At 64.0% G+C, this 23,854-nt stretch carries 20 protein-coding genes; 12 read left to right on the top strand and 8 right to left on the bottom strand.

What is annotated here, in order from left to right:
* The first annotated feature begins 11 nt into the window (after positions 1-11).
* A complete protein-coding gene (locus ACIQYU_RS05350; RefSeq protein ID WP_333957633.1) occupies positions 12-788 on the top strand; it encodes a CPBP family intramembrane glutamic endopeptidase in 777 nt (258 codons plus the stop codon).
* A 198-nt stretch (positions 789-986) separates the two neighbouring features.
* Entirely contained in the window at positions 987-2,552 is a 1,566-nt protein-coding gene (locus ACIQYU_RS05345) for a PAS domain-containing methyl-accepting chemotaxis protein (RefSeq protein WP_207831727.1), read from the top strand.
* A gap of 241 nt (positions 2,553-2,793) precedes the next feature.
* Here ACIQYU_RS05345 and ACIQYU_RS05340 read toward each other — a convergent pair whose 3' ends face one another.
* The 5 genes from ACIQYU_RS05340 to ACIQYU_RS05320 form a co-directional block, all read right to left on the bottom strand.
* Entirely contained in the window at positions 2,794-3,678 is an 885-nt protein-coding gene (locus ACIQYU_RS05340; RefSeq protein ID WP_207831729.1) for a pseudouridine synthase, read from the bottom strand.
* Positions 3,679-3,729: 51 nt separating this feature from the next.
* Complete coding sequence (locus ACIQYU_RS05335; protein ID WP_207831731.1) at positions 3,730-4,038, bottom strand: transcriptional regulator; 309 nt, start codon at positions 4,036-4,038, stop codon at positions 3,730-3,732.
* A gap of 65 nt (positions 4,039-4,103) precedes the next feature.
* Entirely contained in the window at positions 4,104-4,535 is a 432-nt protein-coding gene (locus tag ACIQYU_RS05330) for a D-Ala-D-Ala carboxypeptidase family metallohydrolase (RefSeq protein WP_207831733.1), read from the bottom strand.
* A gap of 87 nt (positions 4,536-4,622) precedes the next feature.
* The gene (locus ACIQYU_RS05325) at positions 4,623-4,862 is read right to left on the bottom strand and encodes a glutaredoxin family protein (protein ID WP_019096182.1); all 240 of its coding nucleotides are present in this window, start codon (positions 4,860-4,862) and stop codon (positions 4,623-4,625) included.
* A gap of 71 nt (positions 4,863-4,933) precedes the next feature.
* Positions 4,934-6,142, bottom strand: a complete 1,209-nt coding sequence (locus ACIQYU_RS05320; protein ID WP_402798456.1) for an ammonium transporter — start codon at positions 6,140-6,142, stop codon at positions 4,934-4,936.
* A 313-nt stretch (positions 6,143-6,455) separates the two neighbouring features.
* On the opposite strand from ACIQYU_RS05320, the gene ACIQYU_RS05315 reads away from it, so the two are divergent.
* From ACIQYU_RS05315 to dacB, 8 genes are all read left to right on the top strand, one after another.
* Positions 6,456-6,770 (top strand): YqjD family protein, encoded by a 315-nt coding sequence (locus ACIQYU_RS05315; protein WP_063913869.1) that lies wholly within the window; start codon positions 6,456-6,458, stop codon positions 6,768-6,770.
* 9 nt (positions 6,771-6,779) lie between these two features.
* On the top strand, positions 6,780-7,154 hold the full coding sequence (locus ACIQYU_RS05310) for a phage holin family protein (protein WP_013971683.1): 375 nt from the start codon (positions 6,780-6,782) through the stop codon (positions 7,152-7,154).
* On the top strand, positions 7,151-7,480 hold the full coding sequence (locus ACIQYU_RS05305; protein WP_207831737.1) for a hypothetical protein: 330 nt from the start codon (positions 7,151-7,153) through the stop codon (positions 7,478-7,480). Before ACIQYU_RS05310 ends, ACIQYU_RS05305 begins: the two co-directional genes overlap by 4 nt.
* Before the next feature lie 189 nt (positions 7,481-7,669).
* Positions 7,670-9,001: a deoxyguanosinetriphosphate triphosphohydrolase gene (locus tag ACIQYU_RS05300; RefSeq protein ID WP_063913867.1), complete on the top strand. Its 1,332-nt coding sequence runs from the start codon at positions 7,670-7,672 to the stop codon at positions 8,999-9,001.
* 283 nt (positions 9,002-9,284) lie between these two features.
* Positions 9,285-9,902 carry a response regulator transcription factor gene (locus tag ACIQYU_RS05295; protein WP_207831741.1) on the top strand — a complete coding sequence of 206 codons (618 nt, stop codon included), beginning with the start codon at positions 9,285-9,287 and terminating at the stop codon, positions 9,900-9,902.
* An 8-nt stretch (positions 9,903-9,910) separates the two neighbouring features.
* The gene (locus ACIQYU_RS05290; RefSeq protein WP_402798452.1) at positions 9,911-13,543 is read left to right on the top strand and encodes an ATP-binding protein; all 3,633 of its coding nucleotides are present in this window, start codon (positions 9,911-9,913) and stop codon (positions 13,541-13,543) included.
* Between the two features lie 41 nt (positions 13,544-13,584).
* Entirely contained in the window at positions 13,585-13,929 is a 345-nt protein-coding gene (locus tag ACIQYU_RS05285) for a YggL family protein (protein ID WP_004376110.1), read from the top strand.
* Positions 13,930-14,114: 185 nt separating this feature from the next.
* Positions 14,115-15,572 (top strand): D-alanyl-D-alanine carboxypeptidase/D-alanyl-D-alanine-endopeptidase, encoded by a 1,458-nt coding sequence (dacB, locus tag ACIQYU_RS05280; RefSeq protein WP_063913864.1) that lies wholly within the window; start codon positions 14,115-14,117, stop codon positions 15,570-15,572.
* 130 nt (positions 15,573-15,702) lie between these two features.
* On the opposite strand, the gene ACIQYU_RS05275 is transcribed toward dacB, so the two are convergent.
* On the bottom strand, positions 15,703-18,093 hold the full coding sequence (locus ACIQYU_RS05275; RefSeq protein ID WP_402798448.1) for a diguanylate cyclase: 2,391 nt from the start codon (positions 18,091-18,093) through the stop codon (positions 15,703-15,705).
* A gap of 94 nt (positions 18,094-18,187) precedes the next feature.
* Positions 18,188-20,380, bottom strand: a complete 2,193-nt coding sequence (rlmKL, locus tag ACIQYU_RS05270; RefSeq protein ID WP_207831748.1) for a bifunctional 23S rRNA (guanine(2069)-N(7))-methyltransferase RlmK/23S rRNA (guanine(2445)-N(2))-methyltransferase RlmL — start codon at positions 20,378-20,380, stop codon at positions 18,188-18,190.
* 561 nt (positions 20,381-20,941) lie between these two features.
* Between rlmKL and rmf the strand changes: the two genes are divergently transcribed.
* The gene (gene rmf, locus ACIQYU_RS05265) at positions 20,942-21,157 is read left to right on the top strand and encodes a ribosome modulation factor (RefSeq protein WP_003248687.1); all 216 of its coding nucleotides are present in this window, start codon (positions 20,942-20,944) and stop codon (positions 21,155-21,157) included.
* A 216-nt stretch (positions 21,158-21,373) separates the two neighbouring features.
* On the opposite strand, the gene ACIQYU_RS05260 is transcribed toward rmf, so the two are convergent.
* Positions 21,374-22,396, bottom strand: a complete 1,023-nt coding sequence (locus ACIQYU_RS05260; RefSeq protein WP_207831749.1) for a quinone-dependent dihydroorotate dehydrogenase — start codon at positions 22,394-22,396, stop codon at positions 21,374-21,376.
* A gap of 238 nt (positions 22,397-22,634) precedes the next feature.
* Between ACIQYU_RS05260 and ACIQYU_RS05255 the strand changes: the two genes are divergently transcribed.
* Complete coding sequence (locus ACIQYU_RS05255) at positions 22,635-23,849, top strand: CmpA/NrtA family ABC transporter substrate-binding protein (RefSeq protein WP_333957644.1); 1,215 nt, start codon at positions 22,635-22,637, stop codon at positions 23,847-23,849.
* Positions 23,850-23,854 lie beyond the last annotated feature (5 nt).

Here is a 23,854-nt window from a genome sequence, read left to right as displayed (position 1 = left end):
AAGGACCACTTGTGCCTCGCTTCCACCTGATCGCACTTTTACTCCTGGCGCTCGGCTACACCCTCGCCCTGAGGCACGGCAACCTCGGCATCGCCACCCTGCCCACCTTTCTCGCCCTGCTCGCCAGCGCTCTGCTCGCTCGCCGTCCCCAGCGCTGGCAACAAGCCCTGGGCCACACCTTGTTCATCCTGCTGGCCATCGCCCTGGCCCTGCACTGGCTGCCCGGTTTCAACGCGGCCAAGGTCATCGACGGCGTCATCTTCAGCCCCGGCGCCCTACCCTTCACGATGTACCTGAACCTGGACAAACCGCTGATCGGCGCGTGGCTGCTGCTGGCCTGCCCTTGGCTGATCCTGTGGCGCAGCCAGGGCCTGGTGACCAGTCTGCTGTACGTCCTGCCCCTGACCCTGCTTGCCTGCCTGGGTGGTGCCTGGGCACTTGGCATGCTGGCCTGGGCCCCGAAATGGCCCGACCAGGCCTGGCTCTGGCTGCTGAACAACCTGCTGCTGGTAAGCCTGACCGAAGAACTGCTGTTCCGCGGTTACATCCAGGCCGGCCTGCAACGGTTGTTGCGCCACCAAGGGCTGGCATTGTTCGCCGCCGCCTTGCTGTTCGGCCTGGCCCACCTGGGGGCCGGCTGGCAATGGGTGTACCTGGCCACCCTTGCCGGTATCGGCTACGGCCTGGCGTACCGCTGGGGCGGTTTGGCCGCCGCGGTGCTCTGCCATTTCGGCCTGAACCTGGTGCACTTCACCCTCTTCAGTTATCCGATGCTAGCTCTTGGCTAGCCAATCGGTCACCATTCGACTTATCCGTCATTAAACAGCAGTAAAAACGCAATAATGACGCTAACTTGCTTGAACGTGCTCGCGGAATAACCCATAGCAACTGATGGCTTATTGCCGCGGATCAAGCACATTAAATATTCATTCAATAAAACCAGCGGCTTGCCGATACCTGTCGAAAGCCCTGCGGACTATCAACCCATGCGTAACAACCAGCCGATTACCCAGAGAGAACGGACTTTCCCTGCCCAGCAGCGGTTGATCTCCACCACCAATGCCAAAGGTGTGATCACTTACTGCAACGATGCCTTCATCGAGATCAGTGGTTTCACCCGCGAGGAGCTGACCGGTGCGCCGCACAACCTGGTACGCCACCCCGACGTGCCGTCTGCCGTGTTCGCCCACATGTGGCAAACCCTCAAGCAAGGGCAGCCGTGGATGGGCATCGTCAAGAACCGCTGCAAGTCCGGCGACCACTACTGGGTCAACGCCTATGTCACGCCGATCTTCGACAACAATCAGGTCGTCGGCTTCGAGTCGGTGCGGGTCAAGCCCACCGCCGAACAGATCCGCCGTGCCGAGGCGCTGTACCAGCGCATCAACCAGGGCAAGCCGCCGGTACCGCGCCGGGACAAATGGCTGCCGATACTGCAGGACTGGCTGCCGTTCATCCTGATCAGCCAGGTGGGCTTCCTGATCGGCAACTGGCTGGGCCATTCCTGGGGCTTCGCCCTGGCCGCCGGGCTTTCCGTACCGCTGGGCCTGCTGGGCCTGGGCTGGCAGCAGCGCGGCCTCAAGCGCCTGCTGCGCCTGGCCGAACAGACCACCTCCGACCCGCTGATCGCGCAGATGTACACCGACAGCCGTGGCGTGCAGGCGCGCCTGGAAATGGCCATGCTCAGCCAGGACGCGCGCATGAAAACCTGCCTGACCCGCCTGCAGGACAGCGCCGAACACCTCAGCGAACAGGCGCGCCAGTCCGATGTCCTGGCACACAAGAGCTCTTCGGGCCTGGAACGCCAGCGGGTGGAGACCGAGCAGGTCGCCGCTGCGGTCAACCAGATGGCCGCCACCACCCAGGAAGTGGCCAACCACGTGCAGCGCACTGCCGATGCCACCCAGGAAGCCAACCGCCTGACCAGCCAGGGCCGGCAGATTGCCGGTGAAACCCGCGAGGCCATCGAACGCCTGTCGGCAGCCGTAGGCGAGACCGGCCAGACAGTGACGCAACTGGCCAAGGACAGCGACGAGATTGGTGGCGTGGTCGATGTGATCAAGGGCATCGCCGACCAGACCAACCTGCTGGCGCTGAACGCAGCCATCGAAGCGGCACGAGCCGGTGAAATGGGCCGTGGCTTTGCCGTGGTGGCTGACGAAGTACGCCAGCTGGCCCAGCGCACCGCCGAGTCCACCGGGCAGATCCACGGCCTGATCGCCAAGCTGCAACAAACCGCCAGCAATGCCGTGCTGACCATGGAAACCGGCCATCGCCAGGCGCAGGAAGGCGTTGACCGTGTGATGCAGGCCGACGAGGCCCTGGTTGGCATCAGCGAAGCGGTGGCCAACATCACCGACATGGCCACACAGATTGCCGCCGCAACCGAGGAGCAGACTGCAGTGGCTGACGAGATCAGCCGCAACATCAGCACCATTGCCGAACTGGCCGACCAGACCGCCGAACAGGCGCAGCACTCGGCACTGCTCAGCGAAGAGCTGACCAGCACGGCGGGTACCCAGTACTCGCTGGTGGAGCGGTTCAACCGCTAGGGCAGCTTCCAAGGGTACGGCATGCACTTTTTACGTGCGCCGTACTTGTGGGAGTAAATGTCTTGCTCAAGATCTAAAAGATTGCGTGGTCACTGTGGGAGCGGGTTCACCCGCGAACACCGGCGAAGCCGGTGCCATCTACCGCGCAGGCTTCTTCGCGGGTGAACCCGCTCCCACAGGGGACCGCGCAAGCTTTCAGAGTGCATTTACAGCAGTTGTTCCTGCGATGAGCGCGTGAGCATTACCAGTCCAGCTGCAAGCGGCTCTCGAAGTAGCGCTCTTCCCCACTCAGCGGGTCTGCAAAACGCAGGCTCTGCGCCAGCAGTTTCAGCGGCCGCTGGTAGTCGTCCTCGTCGTTGAGCAGTTGCGGATAGAACGGGTCATTGCTGATCCCCGCCCCCAATGCCGCCATGTGCACGCGCAACTGATGGGTCTTGCCGGTCACCGGCGACAGCCCGTAACGCCACAGCTCGCCATTCTTCTCCAGCACTTCGGCCAGGGTTTCGCTGTTGGCCTCCCCCTCTACCTCATGCATGCGGAAAAACGGCTCGCCATGCACCAGACGGCTTTTGTGCACCAACGGAAATGCATGCTGCGGCATGGCCGCGGCAATGGCCTGGTAGCGCTTGTCGATGCGTCGTTCGGGGAACAGCCGCTGGTAGGCACTGCGGCTCTGCGGGTTGGCGGAAAACAGCACAAGCCCGGCGGTATGCCGGTCGATACGGTGCAACGGCACCAGGTGCGGGTTGCCCAGCCGGCGGATCAGGCGGCGCAGCAAGGTCTGCTCGACGTATTCACCGGTCGGCGTCACTGGCAGGAAATGCGGTTTGTCGGCCACCACCAGGTGCTCATCCACATGCAGCACCACCTCCTGCACCGGAATCGGCCGCTCGTTCGGCACTTCGCGGAAATAGTGCAGACGCATGCCGCGCTTGTACGGCAGCCCGGCCGACACCGCCCGCCCCTCGGCATCCAGCACCCGACCACGGGCAAAGCGGTCGAGCCATTGGGCCCGATCAATGGCCTTGAAATGGTCACACAGGCAGTCGAGCACGGTCGCCCAGTTACCGGGTGGCAGGCACACCGTGCTGGCTTGCTGGCGGGCGGGGTCGAAAGGCGTGGTCATGGCAGGGCTCGAAACGTTCACGGCCGCGCATTATCCCCCAAGCCCACGCCCTCAACCAGCCTGGACCATCGCCTCGCTGCGCTCCTTGAGCCAGCGCAGCACCTGCACGGGCTCCCAGCGGCCCGGGTCGTAGAGGGCATACAGCAACCCCTGGTAACCCACCACATCCAGCCCGCGGTGGTAGCCGGCACGCTGGAACAAGGCCTCGATCTCGGCGAAACAGGTATTGAAGTGGACCTTGCCAAACGGCGTGCGGTCGTCGGTCACCAGGCCTTCGAGACGCAGTTCCAGAACGGCGTCGGCCACCCGCTCGACGGGCATACGGTTGACGCTGTACTTGAGTTGCTCGACATTGAGCATGGTTTCACCCTGATACTGTACTTATATACAGCATACGAACATCCCCTTGCTGGCGTCAATGCGCTTCATCGCAGCCCCGGCAGGTAGCCGCTACCTTTGCGAATGGTCAGCACCTGCCGCCGCGGCGTGTCGCGCGTTACCGACAGGTGCACCCACCTGTCGAATTCCAGGATGAGTTGATCGAAGGGCACGGCACTTTCGCTGATCCGCCGCACGGTTTCCCGCGGGCTGAGTTTTATCACCGTGAAGTCTGCTGCCAACCCCTGGATATGCTGGCTATTCGCGGCACCGCCAATCGCCCGGTTTAGCTGCTCACTGCGGTAACCGCTGCTGACGATGACTGGGGCATTGAACAGTGCGCGCACCTGTTCCAGCGCACAGCACAGCAGTTGCAGGTTGGCCCTGGCCTCAGGAGGTGGTGAGTTGTCGAATCCGTCCCTGGCAGCGAGTTGAGAAACGATCATTTCATCAAGCGTGAAATGCGGGGTGATCAACATGGCGAGGCTCCCGATGACTGAATGTGGCACCGGATCATCAGCTCACATTCATCACCTTGGAGCAGGGTTGCAGCTCCTCTGGAGCCATTACTGCGCGAGAAACGCCACCACCTGTTCGGCATCGAACGGCCAGTGCAGTTCGCCGCCGTTGTCACAGCGGCGCAGCACGGGAATGATCAGGCCATAGCGCTCGAACAGGGCTTCGTTCTCGGCAATGTCGACCAGCTCCACCAGCAGGCCATGATCGACGAAGGGCATCAGCACCGCCTCGGCCACTTCACACAGGTGGCAGCCGAGGGTACCGAACAGTTGGCATTCAGGCAGCATGGGGCAAGTCCGGTTTGGCAGGTAGAAAGCCTATTCTAGGTCTGTCCTGCCCACCGTGCACCTGACCTGGCTCAATCCTGGCTGGTCGCGCCGATCCGGTGTAGCGACAGGTCTGCGCCCTGGAACTCCTGCTCATGGCTCAAGCGCAGGCCATGCAGCGCGCGGATCGTACCGTAGACGGCGAAACCACCGGCCAATGCCACCAGCACGCCCATCAGGCTGCCCAGCAACTGGCTGACCAGACTGACGCCGCCCATGCCGCCCAGGGCCTCCTGGCCGAACACGCCGCAGGCAATGCCCCCCCATACGCCGCACAGGCCATGCAACGGCCACACGCCCAGCACATCGTCGATCTTCCAGCGGTTCTGTGCCGCAGTGAAGGTCCAGACAAACAGCGCGCCCGCCACCAGACCGGTAGCCAGCGCACCGATCGGGTGCATCAGGTCGGAGCCGGCACACACTGCCACCAGCCCGGCCAGCGGCCCGTTATGCAGGAAGCCCGGGTCGTTACGCCCGGCCAGCAAGGCCGACAGGGTGCCACCGACCATGGCCATCAGCGAGTTGATCGCCACCAGGCCGCTGACGCCCTGCAGGGTCTGGGCACTCATGACGTTGAAGCCAAACCAGCCGATGATCAGGATCCACGACCCCAATGCCAGGAAGGGAATGCTCGACGGCGCAAACGCCACCAGCCGACCATCACGGTAGCGCCCACGGCGAGCGCCCAGCAGCAGCACCGCCGCCAGCGCCAGCCAGCCGCCTATGGCATGCACCACCACCGAACCGGCAAAGTCATGGAACGGCGCGCCGAATCGTGCCTGCAACCAGGCCTGTACGCCCAGGTTGCCGTTCCACACCACACCCTCGAAGAACGGGTAAATGAACGCCACGATCAACGCCGTGGCACACAGTTGCGGCACAAAGCGCGCCCGCTCGGCGATGCCCCCGGAGATGATTGCCGGAATCGCCGCGGCGAAGGTCAGCAGGAAGAAGCACTTGACCAGCGCATAGCCATGGTCGGCCGCCAGCGCTGCCGCTGGCTGGAAGAAGTTGACCCCGTAGGCGATCCAGTAGCCGATGAGGAAGTACACCAACGCCGAGATGGCGAAGTCGCTGAGGATCTTCGACAAGGCGTTGACCTGGTTCTTGTAGCGTACCGTGCCCACTTCGAGAAACGCGAAGCCGGCATGCATGGCCAGCACCAGAATGGCACCCATGAGAATGAACAGGGTGTTGGAACCGTGGACCAGGGAGTCCATCGCGCTGTGCATGTTTTCCATGAAATAGGCAGACCTGCTGAAAAAGGCACCAGGACAGTTCAAGAACCTGCATCCCTGCACCGAATCGGTGCCAGCCCCCTGCCCTGTTTGGTGAGCCGGGCGGAGCCTGCGTGGTTTTTTCTTGGGTTTGTCGTGGATTGGGTTAAGGTTTATCGGTATCCGCTGCGCTGGCGCCCTTAATCGGCGCAATACCCGACCGGGGCGCCCCGCAACGTGGCAAAGCACTTAGCAAGGCCCATACCAGCGCCGGCACTTGAACCTTCGGCGCGTGCTATTACTCGAACTACCAACACTCATCGACAGGGAGACACCCATGGCCAGCAAATCGGCAAAGACTGCACAAGAGATATTGATGGCTGACTTCCAGGCACTGGTCCGCGACACCGAGAAACTGCTGGCCGACACCGCCAACCTGGCCGGCGACCAGGCAGACGAGTTGCGTGAACAGATCCACGACCGCCTGGCCCAGGCCCGCGAAACCCTGCAACTGACCCAGGACTCGGTGCGGGAGCGCGGCCAGGCAGCGTTGGGCAGCGCCGAGCAGTACGTACAGGAAAAACCGTGGCAGGCGATCGGCATTGCCGCTGGCGTCGGCCTGTTGATCGGCCTGCTGGCCAACCGGCGCTAAGGGGTCCCCATGGAGAATGACGCCAACGGCGCCAGCGCCTCGGGCAAGCGCCTGGGCGCGGCTGCGCTGGGGCTGTTGCACAGCCATATCGAACTGTTCGGCATCGAGTTGCAGGAGCAGAAGGGTCGCACCTTGAGCCTGCTGCTGTTCGCCGGCCTGGCCCTGGTTTTTGCCCTGCTGCTGCTGACGGCGCTGTCCGGGCTGTTGCTGGTGCTGCTGTGGGACAGCTATCGCCTGGCCGGCATCATCGGCTTGTGCGTGTTCTACGGCATCGCCGCGCTGTACTGCGGGTTGCGCCTGAAGGCAGCAGTGTTCGACGAGTCGTCGCCCTTTGGCGCCACCCTCGAGGAACTCGCCAAGGACCGGGAGCGCCTGTTGCCATGAGCCTGCCAGAACTGCCAAACACCCGTAACCCGCGCGAACTGCGCAAGGCGCTGTTGCGCCTGCGCATGGAAATGCACCGCCAGGAAATCCGCCACGAATCCGCGCAACTGCTGGAGCCACTGCGCCGCGTGCGCGGCATGGGCAGCTCGCTGCACGACGGGCTGGGCATCAAGCATGCACCGCTGTGGGGGATTGGCGCCGTGGTGGCGCTGGGCTTCCTCACCGGCAAGGGCGTGCGCAGCGGCAACCTGACGCGGCTGGTGCGCCTGGGCTCCAGCCTGCTGCCACTGCTGCGCCTGTACCTGCAAGGCAGCCGCCGCCCCTGAGCGTTTTCCGTCGACTGCACCGGCCCTATCGCCGGCAAGCCGGCGCCCACCTCGACCGCATCGGCCTCAAACCATGCGCAATCCGTGTGGGCGCTGGCTTGCCGGCGATAGGGCCATTGCAGGCTTACCCCTTGCGCTGCCCTTCCGGACACCGGAAGCTATACCCCTCGATCCACAGGAGACCGCGCCTTGGACTGGCACACCCTGCTCACCCGCGAACGCCTGGGCAAAGCCCTGTACAGCGCCGATGAACTCGGGCGCAGCCCCTTCCACAAAGACCACGACCGCATCATCTTCTCCGGTGCCTTCCGCCGCCTAGGGCGCAAGACCCAGGTGCACCCGGTTTCCAGCAACGACCATATCCACACCCGCCTGACCCACTCGCTGGAAGTCAGCTGCGTCGGCCGCTCACTGGGCATGCGCGTCGGCGAAACCCTGCGCGACAGCCTGCCGGACTGGTGCGCCCCCAGCGACCTGGGGATGATCGTACAGTCGGCCTGCCTGGCCCATGACATCGGCAACCCACCGTTCGGCCACTCTGGCGAAGACGCCATCCGCCACTGGTTTCAGCAGGCCGCCGGGCGCGGCTGGCTGGACGACATGAGCGACGACGAGCGCGCCGACTTCCTCAACTTCGAAGGCAACGCCCAGGGCTTTCGCGTACTCACCCAGCTGGAGTACCACCAGTTCGACGGCGGTACCCGGCTGACCTATGCCACCCTCGGCACCTACCTGAAGTACCCGTGGAGCGCGCGCCACGCCGACGCCCTGGGCTACAAGAAGCACAAGTTCGGCAGTTACCAGAGCGAACTGCCACTGCTCGAGCAGATCGCCCGCAAGCTCGGCCTGCCGCAACTGGAACACCAGCGCTGGGCGCGCCACCCGCTGGTCTATCTGATGGAAGCCGCAGATGACATCTGCTACGCGCTGATCGACCTGGAAGACGGCCTGGAAATGGAGCTGCTGCAATATGCCGAAGTCGAAGCGCTGCTGCTCGACCTGGTCGGTGATGACCTGCCGGAAACCTACCGCCAGCTTGGCCCTGGCGACTCACGGCGACGCAAGCTGGCAATCCTGCGTGGCAAGGCCATCGAGCACCTGACCAACGCTGCCGCACATGCCTTCGTCGAGCAGCAGCAGGCCTTGCTGGCCGGGCAACTGGCGGGCGACCTGGTCGAACACATGCACGGCCCGGCCAAGCGCTGCGTGCTGCAAGCCAAGGACATGGCACGCAACAAGATCTTCCAGGACAAGCGCAAGACCCTGCACGAGATCGGCGCCTACACCACCCTGGAGATTCTGCTCAACACCTTCTGTGGTGCCGCCCTCGAACAGCACGGTGGACGCACGCCCTCGTTCAAGAGCCGCCGCGTACTGGACCTGATCGGCAACAATGCCCCCGACCCGCACGGTTCGCTGCACAGTGCCTTCCTGCGCATGATCGACTTCATCGCCGGAATGACCGACAGCTATGCCAGCGAAATGGCCCGGGAAATGACCGGGCGCTCCAGCCCGACCTGAGCCTGCCGGTGCCGCCCCGGGCATCGCTCGGAGCTGCACCGTGTAGTGTGGGAAACTTCCTACATATACTGGCGGCAAGTTAAACAGCACGAATAAAAATCAATGAAAAGTTACCAATCACGCTTTGACATCGAGTTAAACGCGCCTGTTTCGTAGCCCGTTTTGTTTTATCTTGTAAGCCATTTCCCATATAGAGCTAATAGCCCTTCCTCGCATGCCCGATGACTTCCAACTGCGATAAGGTTCCGCCTGTCACCCTCAGTCGCCCGTAGGGAAGTTGAACATGCATTCCATATTTATTGTCGACGACCATCCCGTCATTCGCCTGGCCGTCCGTATGTTGCTGGAAAACCAGAATTACAAGGTTGTCGGCGAGTCGGACAACGGCGTGGACGCCATGCAGATGATTCGCGAAACCGCTCCTGACCTGGTCATCCTCGACATCAGCATCCCCAAGCTAGACGGGCTGGAGGTGCTTGCCCGCTTCCAGGCCATGGCCCTGCCCCTGAAGGTGCTGGTACTGACTGCGCAGTCTCCCGCATTGTTTGCCGTGCGCTGCATGCACTCGGGTGCTGCGGGCTACGTGTGCAAGCAGGAAGACCTGAGCGAGCTGCTCAGTGCAATCAAGGCCGTGCTGGCCGGTTACAACTACTTCCCCAGCCAGGCAATAAAGCATAACCAGGCGGTAGATGCCGACCTGCAACTTTTCCGTCAGGTGAATGACCGCGAACTGATGGTGCTGCAACTCTTCGCCCAAGGCCGCAGCAACAAGGAAATTGCCAAGGGCATGTTCCTCAGCAGCAAGACCGTCAGTACCTACAAGAAGCGTCTGATGCACAAACTTAAGGTCAATACTCTGGTCGACCTGATCGAAATGGCCAAACGCAACGCGCTGGTCTGAGGGTCGTCATGGCGCGCCTTATCGTTCGCCTGCTGCTCACCCTGCTCCTGTTCAGCGGCATGGCGCAGGCTACCCATCACGAGGCCTCGTCCTATGCCCTGCTGGCACGGTCATCGGCCAGGCCGGCACCGCCTGCGCTCACGGACGAACAACGACAATGGCTCGAAAGCCGTCAGGAACTGGTGCTGGGTACCTCGGCACCGGACTACCCGCCGTTCGACATCACCAGTGGCGGCCGCGACTACCAGGGCCTTACCGCCGAGTACGCGAGCCTGATCGGCAAGGCCCTGCAGTTGCCCGTGCGGGTGCTGCGCTTTTCCAGCCGGCAGGCGGCGGTGGAGGCGCTGCGGCACGGTGATATCGACCTGCTTGGCAGCGCCAACGGCTATGAAGCGGCCAGCGATGGCCTGGCGCTGTCGCACCCCTATGCCATCGACCAACCGGTGCTGGTAACGCGGGAGGACGAAAGCCGGGCACTGGACATGGGCCTGGACGGCATGCGCCTGGGCATGCTCTACCATTACCTGCCCCGGCAGGAGGTGAAAAGCGCCTACCCCAAGGCCGAGCTGCTGGCCTTCGGCTCGTCCAGCCAGGCCCTGAATGCCGTGGCGTTCGGCCAGGCCGACGTGTTCATCGGCGATACCATTTCCACCCACTACCAGCTCAATCGCAGCCACCTGCCGCGCCTGCGCATGGCCAGTTTCGGCAAGCACGAAGCCATCGGCTTCGGGTTTGCCCTGCGCCAGCAGGACAGGCTGCTGATGGAATTGGTGAACGCGACCCTGGACAGCCAGACCCCAGCCATACGCGCCAGTATATTCAAGCGCTGGAGCGCCGGTAGCGACCTGCTGCTGACCGACCGCAGGCTGCAACTGACCGACGCAGAAGAACAATGGCTGCAGGACCACCCGGTGATGCGCGTGGCGATCGACGACACCGCTGCACCGGTCTCCTATTTCGATGGCTCGGGGCATTTTCGCGGTATCACCGCCGACCTGCTCGAACTCATTCGCCTGCGCACCGGCTTGCGTTTCGAAGTGCAGCGCGCCAGCGGCCTCGCCGACATGATTGCCCGCCTAAAGGATGGCCGCGCCGATGTGATCGCTGCATTGGCCAACGGCGGGGTAAGCGAAGACGACCTGCAAATCAGCCGGCCCTACCTGGAAAGCGCCTATGTACTGGTCAGCCGCAAGGACAAAAAGCCCTTCACCTCGCTCGAGCAACTGCAGGGGCATCGCATCGCCATTACCCGCTACAGTGCCATGGACGCCATGCTGTCGCGGCACTATCCACAAATCGGCTGGGTCGAGACCGAAAGCGCGTTCTATTCCATGGCGTTGCTCAACAGCGGTGCCGTCGATGCGGTGATCACCACCTTGATCGACGCCAACCACGCCCTGGCCGGCAACCCCGAACTGGTCATCCGGGCCACCGTCGGCAGCGAACCTGCCAACTTCGCCATGGCCACCAGTGCCTCGTCCCGGGCGCTGGTGTCGATCCTCGACAAGGCGCTGCTGAGCATCTCGCCGGAAGAACTGGGGGTAATCAACAACCGCTGGCGCGGCTTCAGCCTGCACGAGGATGGCAACGACCAGGGTTATCGCCGGCTGGCGATACAGGTGGTACTGGGCACCGCCGTGCTGTTGCTGCTGGCCTTGCTGTGGAACGCTCGCCTGCGCCTGCAGATTCGCCAGCGGCAACGCGCCGAGCGGGCGCTGAACGACCAGTTGGCGTTCATGCGCGCCCTGCTCAACGGCACGCCCCACCCCATGTACGTGCGTGACCGCGAGGGCTGCCTGCAAAGCTGCAACTACAGCTACCTGGAAGCCGTGCAGGCCCGCTCCGACGAGGTCATCGGCAAACAACTGGAGGGCAGCCTGTTCGCCGATTGCGAGCAGACCCGGCAGATCCACGCCGATTACCTGAAGGTGATGGCCGAAGGCTCGCCACTGATCATGGACCGGCCGCTACGGATCAAGGGCCGCGAGATGACCATCTACCACTGGATTCTGCCGTATCGCGACTCACTGGGTGAGGTGCAGGGCATCATCGGTGGCTGGATCGACATAAGCGATCGCCGCCATCTGGTCATGGAGCTGCGCCGGGCCAAGCAGCAGGCCGACGATGCCAACCGCGCAAAAAGCACGTTCCTGGCTACCATCAGCCACGAAATCCGCACCCCGATGAATGCAGTCATCGGCATGCTCGAGCTGGCAGTCAAACGTGCCGACCAAGGTCGGGTAGACCGCGGCGCGCTGGAGCTGGCCTACCATTCGGCCAAGGACCTGCTGGGCCTGATCGGCGATATCCTCGACATCGTGCGCATCGAGTCCGGGCACTTGTCCCTCGCCCCGGAGGCCGTCGACCTGGCGGCCCTGGTCGAATCGGTAGGGCGCATTTTCGAGGGCCAGGCGCGGCAGAAAGGCCTGGCCCTGGAGGTGATGATCGCGCCGGCCGCACGCTGCCATGCGCTGCTCGACCCCCTGCGTTTCAAACAGGTACTGTGCAACCTGGTGAGCAACGCTATCAAGTTCACCGAGCACGGCCAGGTGCGCATCTGCGTCAACGTGGTGGAGGACGACACCAGTACCCCCGCAGTGCTGGAGCTGGAAGTGCGCGACAGTGGCATCGGCATCCACCCCGACGACCTGCAACGCCTGTTCAACCCGTTCATCCAGGCCAACCCGCATAGCCAAGGCGCCCGCGCGGGTACCGGCCTGGGCCTGGCCATCTGTCGCAACCTGTGCGAAATGATGGGCGGCAGCCTGACCATCAAGAGCCTGGAAGATGTCGGCACCCAGGTGCGCCTGAAGATGCCGCTGCAGCGGGTTGATGCCGCAGCGCAGCCGGCCCCGCTGCTCGAGAACCTCGACGTGCCCGACCCACGGCTGAACGTGCTGGTGGTCGACGACCACCCGGCCAACCTGCAACTGATGGCACAGCAGCTTGGCTACCTGGGCCTGGAGCACACCAGCGCCCGCGACGGTCGCGAAGGCCTGGCTACCTGGCGGGCGGGCGATTTCGATGTGCTGGTGCTCGACTGCAACATGCCGCACATGAACGGCTATCAGCTGGCCACCGCCGTGCGCACCGAAGAACGCCATGGCAAGCGGCCGCGCTGCACCATTCTTGGCTACACCGCCAACGCGCAGCCGGAGGTACGCCGCAAGTGCCTGAGCGCCGGCATGGACGACTGCCTGCTCAAGCCTATCAGCTTGGCCACGCTCAGCCAGCGCCTGGCCGGCATCCACCCGCGCCGTCAGCAAAAACGGCGGCGCAAGCTGTACCAGCTGGACGGCCTTGCCGCAGTGGTCGGGCATGACCCGATCGACCGCCAGCGCTTCCTGCAGGCCTTGCAACAGAGCCTGCAGGCCGATCTGGCCACTTTGATGGCACTGCATCCGCAGCACGACAGCGCTGCCATTGCCGAACAGGCGCACAAGGTGCTCAGCGCCGCGCGGATGCTGGAAGCACCCGAGCTGATAACGGCCTGCGAAGCCCTGGAGGCCAGCGGCTTGCCCACCGCCCAGCTACGCCTTCGGCGCCAGGCACTGGCGCGGCATATGTGCCGGGTAGAACGCGCCCTGGCCAAGGAACTGGCCACAGGTACCTGCACACAGGCAGGCAGCCAGGCGTGTTAACTGGTAGACTGCGCGGCGTTATTACCTAAGAGGATTGTTTCATGGCCACAAACCGCTCCCGTCGCCTACGCAAGAAGCTGTGTGTCGACGAGTTTCAGGAATTGGGCTTCGAGCTGAACCTGGAGTTCAAGGAAGATCTGGACGACCAGGCAATCGATGCTTTCCTCGACGCGTTCCTGGCAGAAGCCATGGATGCCAATGGCCTGGACTATGTAGGCGGTGACGATTTCGGCCTGGTGTGCTCGGTCAAACGCGGCTCGGTCAGCGAAGAACAGCGTGCAGCCGTTGAAGCCTGGCTCAAAGGCCGCAGCGAACTGACCAAGATCGAAGTCAGCCCGCTGCTGGACGCCTGGTATCCGGAAAAGCCGATCAACAAGGCCGAGTAGTTCCGGCCCGGCTCGATCGCTGAAAAGGCCACCCCTACGGGTGGCCTTTTTTATTGGCGTGCTTTTCCGTCGAACGTGGCGCATCGTCGCTGCGCTTGGGGCATAATGCGTATTCTTTCATCCTGGGGCCATCATCCCTTACAGCCCCAATGCCCTTTTCCCTCGCCGTAGGGTATTTATTCATTATGATCAAAACGCTTCGTCCCCTCGTTCTTGCCGGCCTGTTGTTGCCACTCGCCCTGCCCAGCCAGGCCGCCGCCGTCAATACCACGCTGCCTGTCAAAGTGCAGCAGGCCCTCAAGGCCAACAAGCTGCAGGATTCGGCCCTGTCGCTGGTGATGCTGCCACTGGACGGCCCCGGCACACCGACCGTGTTCAATGCCGATGTCTCGGTGAACCCGGCCTCGACCATGAAACTGGTCACTACCTACGCCGCCCTCGAACTGCTCGGCCCGACCTTCCAGTGGAAAACCGAGTTCTACACCGACGGTACCCTGAGCAACGGTGTACTCAACGGTAACCTGTACCTCAAAGGTGGCGGCGACCCCAAACTGAACATGGAAAAACTGTGGTTGCTGATGCGTGACCTGCGCGCCAATGGCGTGCGCACCATCACCGGCGACCTGGTGCTGGACCGCAGCCACTTCGTGCAGCCCAACCTGCCGCAGTTCAACGACGATGGCGGCGATGAGAACAAGCCGTTCCTGGTCAAGCCCGACTCGCTGCTGGTCAACCTCAAGGCCCTGCGCTTCGTGGCTCGCAACGATGGCGGCAAGGTCACCATCGCGGTCGAACCGCCGATTGCCAGCATCCGCATCGACAACCAGGTCAAGGCCGTGGCCTCCAAACAATGCTCGGGAGATGTGCGCTACAACCCGGTGCAACAGGCCGATGGCATCAGCGTAACGGTCAGCGGCCAGCTGGGTGACGGCTGCAACTCGCAGACCTACCTGTCGCTGCTCGACCACCCGACCTACGCCGCCGGTGCCGTGCGCGCGATCTGGAACGAACTGGGTGGCAGCATCCAGGGTGGCGACCGCTTCGAGAACGTTCCCAAGGGCGCACGCCTGTTGGCCCGCGCCTTCTCGCCAGACCTGGTGGAAGTGATCCGCGACATCAACAAGTACAGCAACAACACCATGGCCCAGCAGCTGTTCCTGAGCCTTGGCGCGCAGTTCCGCACCGATGCCGATGGTGACGACGCCCGCGCCGCCCAGCGCGTGGTGCGCCAGTGGCTGGCGAAGAAAGGCATTACCGCACCGCACCTGGTGATGGAAAACGGCTCCGGCCTGTCGCGCGCCGAACGGGTCAGCACCCGGGAAATGGCCGCCATGCTGCAGGCCGCCTGGAAAAGCCCCTATGCTGCCGAGTTCATGAGCTCGATGCCGCTGGTGGGCATGGACGGCACCATGCGCAAGCGCCTGAAGCGCACCGCCATGACCGGTGAAGGGCACATCAAGACCGGCACGCTGAATACCGTGCGGGCGATTGCCGGCTTCAGCCGTGACAGCAACGGCCATACCTGGGCGGTGGCGGCGATCCTCAACGACCCGAAACCATGGGGCGCCTCGCAGGTACTCGACCAGGTGCTGCTGGACCTTTACCGCCAGCCGAAACTGGCCGGCAGCACGGCAGCCAACTGATCGTCAGCCAGTACCGGCCTCTTCGCGGCTAAAGCCGCTCCCACAGGTACATCACAGGTCTTGAACCCTGCGCTGTACCTGTGAGAGCGGCTTTAGCCGCGAAAGGGCCGGTACCGACAACCGCGAACGCTCAGGCCAACTCCCCCTCCACCCGGTCCCGCCCGCCCTGCTTGGCCGCATACACCCCTGCATCAGCCCGCAACAACAAGGCATCGGCCCCTTCCCCCGGTCGCCAGCCGGCCACACCAAAACTCGCGGTCACCTTACCCACGCCTTCCACTGGAACATCGCGCACCCCTTGCCACAGTTCCAGCGCCAGCAGCCGCGCCTGCTCGGCATCGCTACCCGGGCACAACACCATGAATTCCTCGCCACCCAACCGGCAGAACACATCGGTACGCCGTAGACGCTGGCCGATACGCAGGCACAGGCTGCGCAGCACGTGGTCGCCGGCGGCGTGGCCGAAGCGGTCGTTGATGCGCTTGAAGTGATCGATGTCAAGCATGATCACCGCCAGCGCCAGGCCGTCGCGCTGGGCCCGCTCCAGTTCGAACTTGAGCCGCTCCTGGAAATAGCGGCGGTTATGGATACCGGTCAGCGAGTCGGTCACCGACAGCGCACGCAACTCTTCCTCCACGCCCTTGAGGTCGGAGATGTCCGTCAGGTAGCCGTGCCACAAGGTGCAGCCCTGCTCGCCCACTTCCGGCGTCGCCTCGCCACGCACCCAGCGCAACCCGGCACGCGGCAGGCAGACACGGTATTCTTCGCGCCAGGGCGACAGGTGTTCTGCCGAGTAACGCACCGACCGGCGCACACGCTCCAGGTCATCCGGGTGGATGCGCTCGAACACCACCGTGGCATCCTCGCGCAACTGCTGCAGGTCGACTTCGTAGATGTCGTACAGGCCCATGCTGGCGTACGGAAAGCAGGAATGGCCGTTGCCATCCAGGCGGTACTGGTAGATGCCCCCCGGTACCTCGGCACTGAGCTTCTCCAGAAGGCGGTCACGCGCCGCCAGCGCCTCATGCACCCGACGCCGTTCAGTGACATCGATGCAGATCGCCAGGTAGCCAATCCACAATCCGTGTTCATCGAGCATGGCGGTGACCAGCATGTTGGCCACCAGTTGGCTGCCGTCGGCGCGCACCAAGGTCCACTCCCCCGGCTCGGCGCCATGCTCCTGCACCGTTTCGGCAAACATGGCCTGGCCGCCTGCAATCGGCCGGCCGTAACGCAGGCTCAAGGCATGGGCACGCCGGCTCAACTCCTCGGGCAGCACCAGGTCCTCCAGGCGCAGCTGGCCGATCGCCTCGCTGGCCGGGTAGCCGAGCATGCGCTCGGCGCCGGCGTTGAAGGTGCTGACCACACCCTTGAGGTTGGTGGCGATGATCGCCACCTGGGTTGCAGCATCCAGCACGCTGCGCAGCTGGTTGTGGGTGCCACGCAGGGACTGCTCGCTGACCCGCAGTTCGGCGGTGCGCTGCTCGACCAGGGCCAGGGCGCGCTGGCGCTGGCTGAACAGGCTGTAGAGCAAGACGCTGAGCAGCAGGCTCAACAAGCCGCCAAGCAGGCTCACCGCCAACACCGCAGAGGAACGGTTGGCCTGCACGAAGGCCAGGCTCGGCCGGATACTCAGTTGGAAGTGGCGGTCAGCCAAGTGCAACAGTTGGTTGCTGGCCAGCTCCAAGGGTGCGAGCGGGTTCTGCGAATCGAACATCACTTCGGGGCCATTCCGCCCGGTGGGGTCGACGATGCGTACGACCAGGTTGTCGTCTGTCGCCACCGGGCGCCCGTCACTGGCCAGCTCACGCATGCTCAGCAAGGCCATTACATAGCCCACTGCCGAGCCGCGGGGGTTGGCATCGGAAAACACTGGCGCCACCATCAGCAGGCCACGCGCATCCGAGCTGGTATCGAACATGCCCAGCGGCTCGGACACCGCCATGCTGCCCGGCCCCAGCGCCCGCGCCAAAGCCGCCAGGGGCACCTCCTGGCCGGCGAGGTCCAGCCCATAGGGCAGCCCGGGCAATTCACCCGACTGGCTATAGAGTACCGGGAAGTAATGGTCGCGCTGGGGGGATGGGCGCCACTGGCCTTGCTCATCCTGGTCGCGGATCACATAGCCCGGGCCGGAATGCGCACTGGCCTGGCGCTCGAACTCGTCGCGTTGCGCGGCTTCGACACGCGGCGCCCAGGCGTAGGCCAGGGTCCGCTGCAGCAATGGGCGGGCGTAGCCGTCGAACTCGTGTGGAGTGATTGCGTTGGAAAAGCTGAAAAACCGCCGCAGCCCATCCAGGCGCTGCTGCTGTTCGTCAAACCGCTCGGCGATTAGGCTGAAACGCTCGCTGGCCAGCAACTCGAAGCGCTGACGCAGCTGCTGCTTGTAGAAGGTTTGCGCGGCAAGGGCCAGTACGCTCGTCAACAGGCCGCCCGCAACCAGGGCGACCAACGCCGCCCCCCAGGCGGGCACGGCCTCTGTGCACAGGCCAAGCAACCGCGCACGCACGCCACCCTTTGACATACACCCATCTCGTCACGTCAGCGTCCTGCGGATTATCTTGCCCTGCCCTCAGTTATAGCTATTGGCCATTAGCCGCGCAATGTACCTCGTCGCCTCACCGAAGCTGCAAACGCCAGGCCCGATGGATGCGGTTATTGCGGGCGAAGTCGGGGTCCAGGGTCTGGGCCGTGATTTCCTCCACCGCGTAACGTGCCATCAGGTGCTCGTCCAGCTGGAACTTGCGGAAGTTGTTGGAGAAGTACAGCACGCCACCGGGCGCCAGTCGGGCCATGGCCAGGTCCAGCAGTTGCACGTGGTCACGCTGCACGTCGAACACGCCTTCCATGCGCTTGGAGTTGGAGAAGGTCGGCGGGTCGATGAAGATCAGATCGTAGCTGTCGCGGTTGCCTTCCAGCCAGGCCATCACATCGCCCTGCTCCAGGCGGTTGCGCTCGGAGAAGCCATTGAGCGCCAGGTTTCGCCGCGCCCAGTCCAGGTAGGTTTTCGACAGGTCGACGCTGGTGGTGCTGCGCGCGCCACCCTTGGCTGCATGCACGGTGGCCGTGGCGGTGTAGCAGAACAGGTTGAGGAAGCGCTTGCCAGCGGCTTCGCGCTGGATGCGCATGCGCATCGGGCGATGGTCGAGGAACAGGCCGGTATCGAGGTAGTCGGTGAGGTTGACCAGCAGCTTGACGCCACCTTCGCTCACTTCCTGGAAGCGGCCCTCGGTAGCCTGGCGCTCGTACTGGCGCGTGCCGCTCTGCCGCTCGCGACGCTTGAGCACTACACGCTGCGGCGCAATGCCCAGGGCCTGCGGGATCGCTGCCAGCGCGTCGAGCAGGCGCGCCTGGGCCTTGTCCGGGTCGACCGAACGTGGCGCGGCGTATTCCTGTACGTGCACCCAGTCCTGGTACAGGTCGACCGCCAGGGCATACTCGGGCATGTCGGCATCGTACAAGCGGTAGCAATCGACCTGCTCGCGGCGAGCCCACTTGCCCAGTTGCCTGAGGTTTTTCTGCAGGCGGTTGGCGAACATCTGCGCCCCTTCCGACAGGCGCGCCGGCTCGCTGGCCAGCGCTGCCTGCTGGCGGATTTCCGCGCCTTCAGGCTGCGCCTCGCGGCGCTCGCCGGTGACGAACTGGTCAGGCTGCACCTTGAACAGCAGCAGCTTGCACGGCAAGGCGCCGTTCCAGAACGCATACTGCTTGTGGCTGCGAATACCCATGCGCTTGCCCAGCTGCGGCGCGCCGGTGAACACCGCCGCCTCCCAGCCCATGCAGGCCTGGCGCAGGCGCTCGCCGAGGTTCTGGTAGAGGTACAGCAGGCTGGCTTCATCACCCAGGCGCTCGCCATAGGGCGGGTTGCTGATGACCAGGCCTTTCTGGTTCTGGTCCGGGCGCGGCTCGAAGGTGCTGACCTCGCCCTGGTAGATCTTCACCCAGTCGCCCAGGCCGGCACGCTCGACGTTGTTGCGGCCTGGCTGGATCAGCCGCGGGTCGGCCTCGTAGCCACGGATCCACAGCGGTGGCTTGGCCAGGCCGGCCTGTGCCCGCGCCTGCGCTTCGTCATGCACCTTGCGCCACAACGCCGGCACATGGCCGAGCCAGGCACTGAAGCCCCAGCGTTCACGCTTGAGGTTGGGCGCGATATCGGCAGCGATCATCGCCGCTTCGACCAGGAAGGTACCCACACCGCACATCGGGTCGGCCAGTGCGCCACCTTCAGCGGCAATGCGCGGCCAGCCGGCGCGGATCAGTACTGCCGCCGCCAGGTTTTCCTTCAGCGGCGCGGCGCCTTGCTGCAGGCGGTAACCACGCTGGTGCAGGCTGTGCCCGGAGAGGTCGAGGGACAGAATGGCTTCGCCACGGTCCAGGCGCAGGTGCACGCGCACATCAGGGTCGATCTTTTCCACCGATGGGCGCAGGCCTTCGCGGTTGCGCAGCTTGTCGACAATCGCATCCTTGACCTTCAGCGCACCGAAGTGGGTGTTGTCGATGCCCGAACCATGACCGCTGAACTCCACCGCCAGGGTGCCGTCGGCTGCCAGGTGATCGGCCCAGTCGACCGCATGCACACCGTCGTAGAGGTCGTCGGCGTTCTTCATGGAGAAGCGCTTGAGTACCAGCAGCACTCGGTTGGCCAAGCGTGACCACAGGCACAGGCGGTACGCGGTTTCCATGTCGGCGGCGCCGCGAATGGCCGAGGTGTGCTCACGCACGTCGTCCAGGCCGAGGCCCCGGGCCTCTTCGGCAAGCAGGCCTTCAAGGCCTTTGGGGCAAGTGAGGTAAAGTTCGAAACGGTCCGACATGAGTAATCCAGCGCCTTGGGCTATTTGACTGACGGGGCAACGCATCACCCCGCGATGTTTGCCCGCACACCTTTCCAGCAGGCGTGCGGGTGGCCTTTCCCGGCACGCGAGTGCGCGATGAAAGGCCGGGCCGCCTGACCGATCTGCGCTTGGCCCAGTGGCAAAGACAGCTTAGATCATCAGGCAGTACGAAAAATTCTGGCGATACCGGGGCCGATGTGACCCTTCGTCGCATTTCAAATTATTTCTGTCATCTGCAAGCACCGCTGGCGAAATGACGTCAATGATCGGCAAACCCCGATCATAGCGGGCTCAACGCTAAACAAGGTTGAGTCGCATTTATTTACTTATCCCCTCACCCTTGGAAAGGTTACGTGCTTATGACAAATCGATCATTCACACCGTGACTCGCATTCGATAGAACTGGTCTCAGGCCACTTCGCAACGAGGTGGCACTTTCAGCTCGCCACGCCGGCAGCGAGCGCACACCGGCAGAAAGACTCTGCCCGGCCTCGGAGAGGCCGACGGGACATTACAGTCAACAAGTGAGGGCAACACCCTATGAGAAGACTTAAGCGTGATCCGTTGGAAAGAGCATATTCACGTGGCTACCAATACGGGGTCACCGGCAAATCCCGCGAACTTTGCCCCTTCAATCTTCCTTCTGTTCGCCAAGCCTGGATCAACGGCTGGCGCGAAGGTCGCGGTGATAACTGGGACGGAATGACTGGCACCGCTGGCATCCATAGACTCAACGAAAATCACGCCGTTGGCTGAACGAGGACACTGAATTCGATTCACCATGCACGCCCTATCCGGGCGGCGGGCGAAGGCCCAGGGGCCCCTTGATGGGGCCCTTTTTTATGCCTTGGCAAATGTTATCAAATGCGCCGGCCCTTTCGCGGGTAAACCCGCTCCCACAGATGCCCTGCTGCCTTCAAGCGCTGTGCAATACCAGTAGGAGCGGGTTTACCCGCGCATTGGCCTGTCAGGTTACCTGGACATTGCTGCGATAGCGTCCACCGCCTCGCGAATCAACGCCGGCCCCTTGTAAATGAAGCCGGAGTATATCTGCACCAGGCTCGCCCCGGCAGCGATTTTCTCGGCGGCATGGCGGCCTTCGGTAATGCCACCCGCGGCAATGATCGGCAGCTTGCCGCCCAGCTCACCCGCCAGCACCTTGACGATATGGGTGCTCTTCTCCAGCACCGGCGCGCCCGACAGGCCGCCCGCCTCGCCACCGTACGGCAGCCCTTCGACACCTTCACGCCCCAGCGTGGTGTTGGTTGCGATCACCGCATCCATGCCCGATTCCATCAGTGCGGCGGCCACCAGGGCGGTTTCTTCATCGCTCATGTCCGGGGCAATCTTGATTGCCAGCGGCACGCGCTTGCCATGCGTGCCGGCCAGCTGCTCGCGGCGCTCGGCCAGGGCATCGAGCAACTGCTTGAGCGAATCGCCGAACTGCAGGCTGCGCAGGCCCGGGGTGTTTGGCGAACTGACGTTGACCGTGATGTAGCTGGCGGCGGTGTACACCTTGTCCAGGCAGATCAGGTAGTCATCGACGGCACGCTCCACCGGAGTGTCGAAATTCTTGCCGATGTTGATGCCCAGCACGCCGTTGTAACGCGCAGCCCGCACCCGGCCAAGCAGGTGATCAACGCCCAGGTTGTTGAAGCCCATGCGGTTGATGATGGCCGTAGCCTCCGGCAGGCGGAACAGCCGTGGCTTGGGGTTGCCCGGCTGCGGGCGCGGGGTGACGGTGCCGATTTCGACGAAGCCGAAGCCCAGCTGGGCGAAACCGTCGATGGCCGCGCCGTTCTTGTCCAGGCCGGCCGCCAGGCCCACCGGGTTGGCGAAGTTCAAGCCCATGACCGTAACAGGCAAAGCCGCCGGCTGCTTGCACAGCATGCCGTTGAGGCCGAGACGGCCACCGGCGCCGATCAGGTCCAGGGACAGGTCGTGGGAGGTTTCCGGGGAAAGCTTGAACAGCAGCTGGCGGGCCAGGGTATACATGGGCGGGCAAGGCTCGGGGTGAGTGAGGGGGCGATTATAGCCAGCGTGGGGCTGGCATGACAGCAAATCGTGGGGCTGCTGCGCAGCCCATCGCCGGCAAGCCGGCTCCCACAGGGACAACACAAGGGCTGAAACCTGCGCTGTACCTGCGGGAGCTGGCTTACCGGCGATGAAGCCAGATGGCACATCGGTTGCACCGAAGAAGCCCACAGCCTTATCAGTACGGGCGAGGAACCTTGTGAACACTGTACCCCGAGCAACGCCCCTGGCCTGGGTCAACGGCAGCGACGCGCCGGAAAAGCCCAGCCTGAACATCGGCTACATGGCCCTGACCGACTGCGCCTCGGTGGTAGTCGCCGCCACCCAGGGCTTCGCCCAGCAGCACGGCCTTACCCTCAACCTCAAGCGCCAGGGTTCCTGGGCCGGGCTGCGCGACAAGCTGGTCAGCGGCGAGCTGGATGCCGCGCACTGCCTGTATGGCCTGGTCTACGCCGTGCACCTGGGCATCGGCGGTGTACCGGCCAGTGCCATGGCCGTGCTCATGGGGCTGAACCAGAACGCCCAGGCCATCAACCTGTCCCCGGCCCTGCAACGCAAAGGCGTGACCAACCCTGAAGCATTGGCGCGCCTGGTGCACCAGCATGGCGCACGCCTCACCTTCGCCCAGACCTTCCCCACCGGCACCCACGCCATGTGGCTGTATTACTGGCTGGCCAGCCAGGGCATCCACCCACTGCGCGATGTCGACAGCGTGGTGGTGCCGCCGGCGCAAATGGCCGCGCATATCCAGGCCGGGCGCATCGACGGCTTCTGCGTGGGCGAACCCTGGGCCGCCGATGCAGTGGCCACGGGCCAAGGCTTCACCCTGGCCACCAGCCAGTCGATCTGGCCGGACCACCCGGAAAAGGTCCTGGCCTGCGCCCGCACCTTCACCGAGCAATACCCCAACAGCGCCCGCGCGCTGATCAAGGCGGTCCTCGCGGCCAGCCGCTTCATTGAGCAAAGCCCGGAAAACCGCCGCAGCACTGCGCAACTGCTCAGCGGCAGCGCCTACCTAGACACCCCGCTGGCGAGTATCGAACCACGCCTGCTCGGCAGCTATCACGATGGCCTGGGCAACCACTGGCAAGATCCGCACGCCCTGCGCCTGCACGACCACGGCCGGGCCAACCTGCCGTACCTGTCCGACGGCATGTGGTTCATGACCCAGTTCCGCCGCTGGGGCCTGCTGCGCGAAGACCCCGACTATCTCGGCGTGGCACGCCAGGTCCAGCAGTTGGCACTCTATGGCGAGGCAGCACAAAGCCTGGGCGTGGCCTGCCCCGAGCAGCCGATGCGCAGCAGCCTGTTGATCGACGGCAGCCGCTGGGACGGCAGCGACCCCTACGGTTATGCCCGCAGTTTCAGCCTGCATGCCCTGGGCGACCTGCCCGATGCCCGTGTCGGCGCGTGAGGGGG

This window comes from Pseudomonas sp. NPDC096925 (genome assembly GCF_044762545.1).
GTDB lineage: Bacteria > Pseudomonadota > Gammaproteobacteria > Pseudomonadales > Pseudomonadaceae > Aquipseudomonas.
This window is presented reverse-complemented; position numbering and strand designations above follow the sequence as displayed.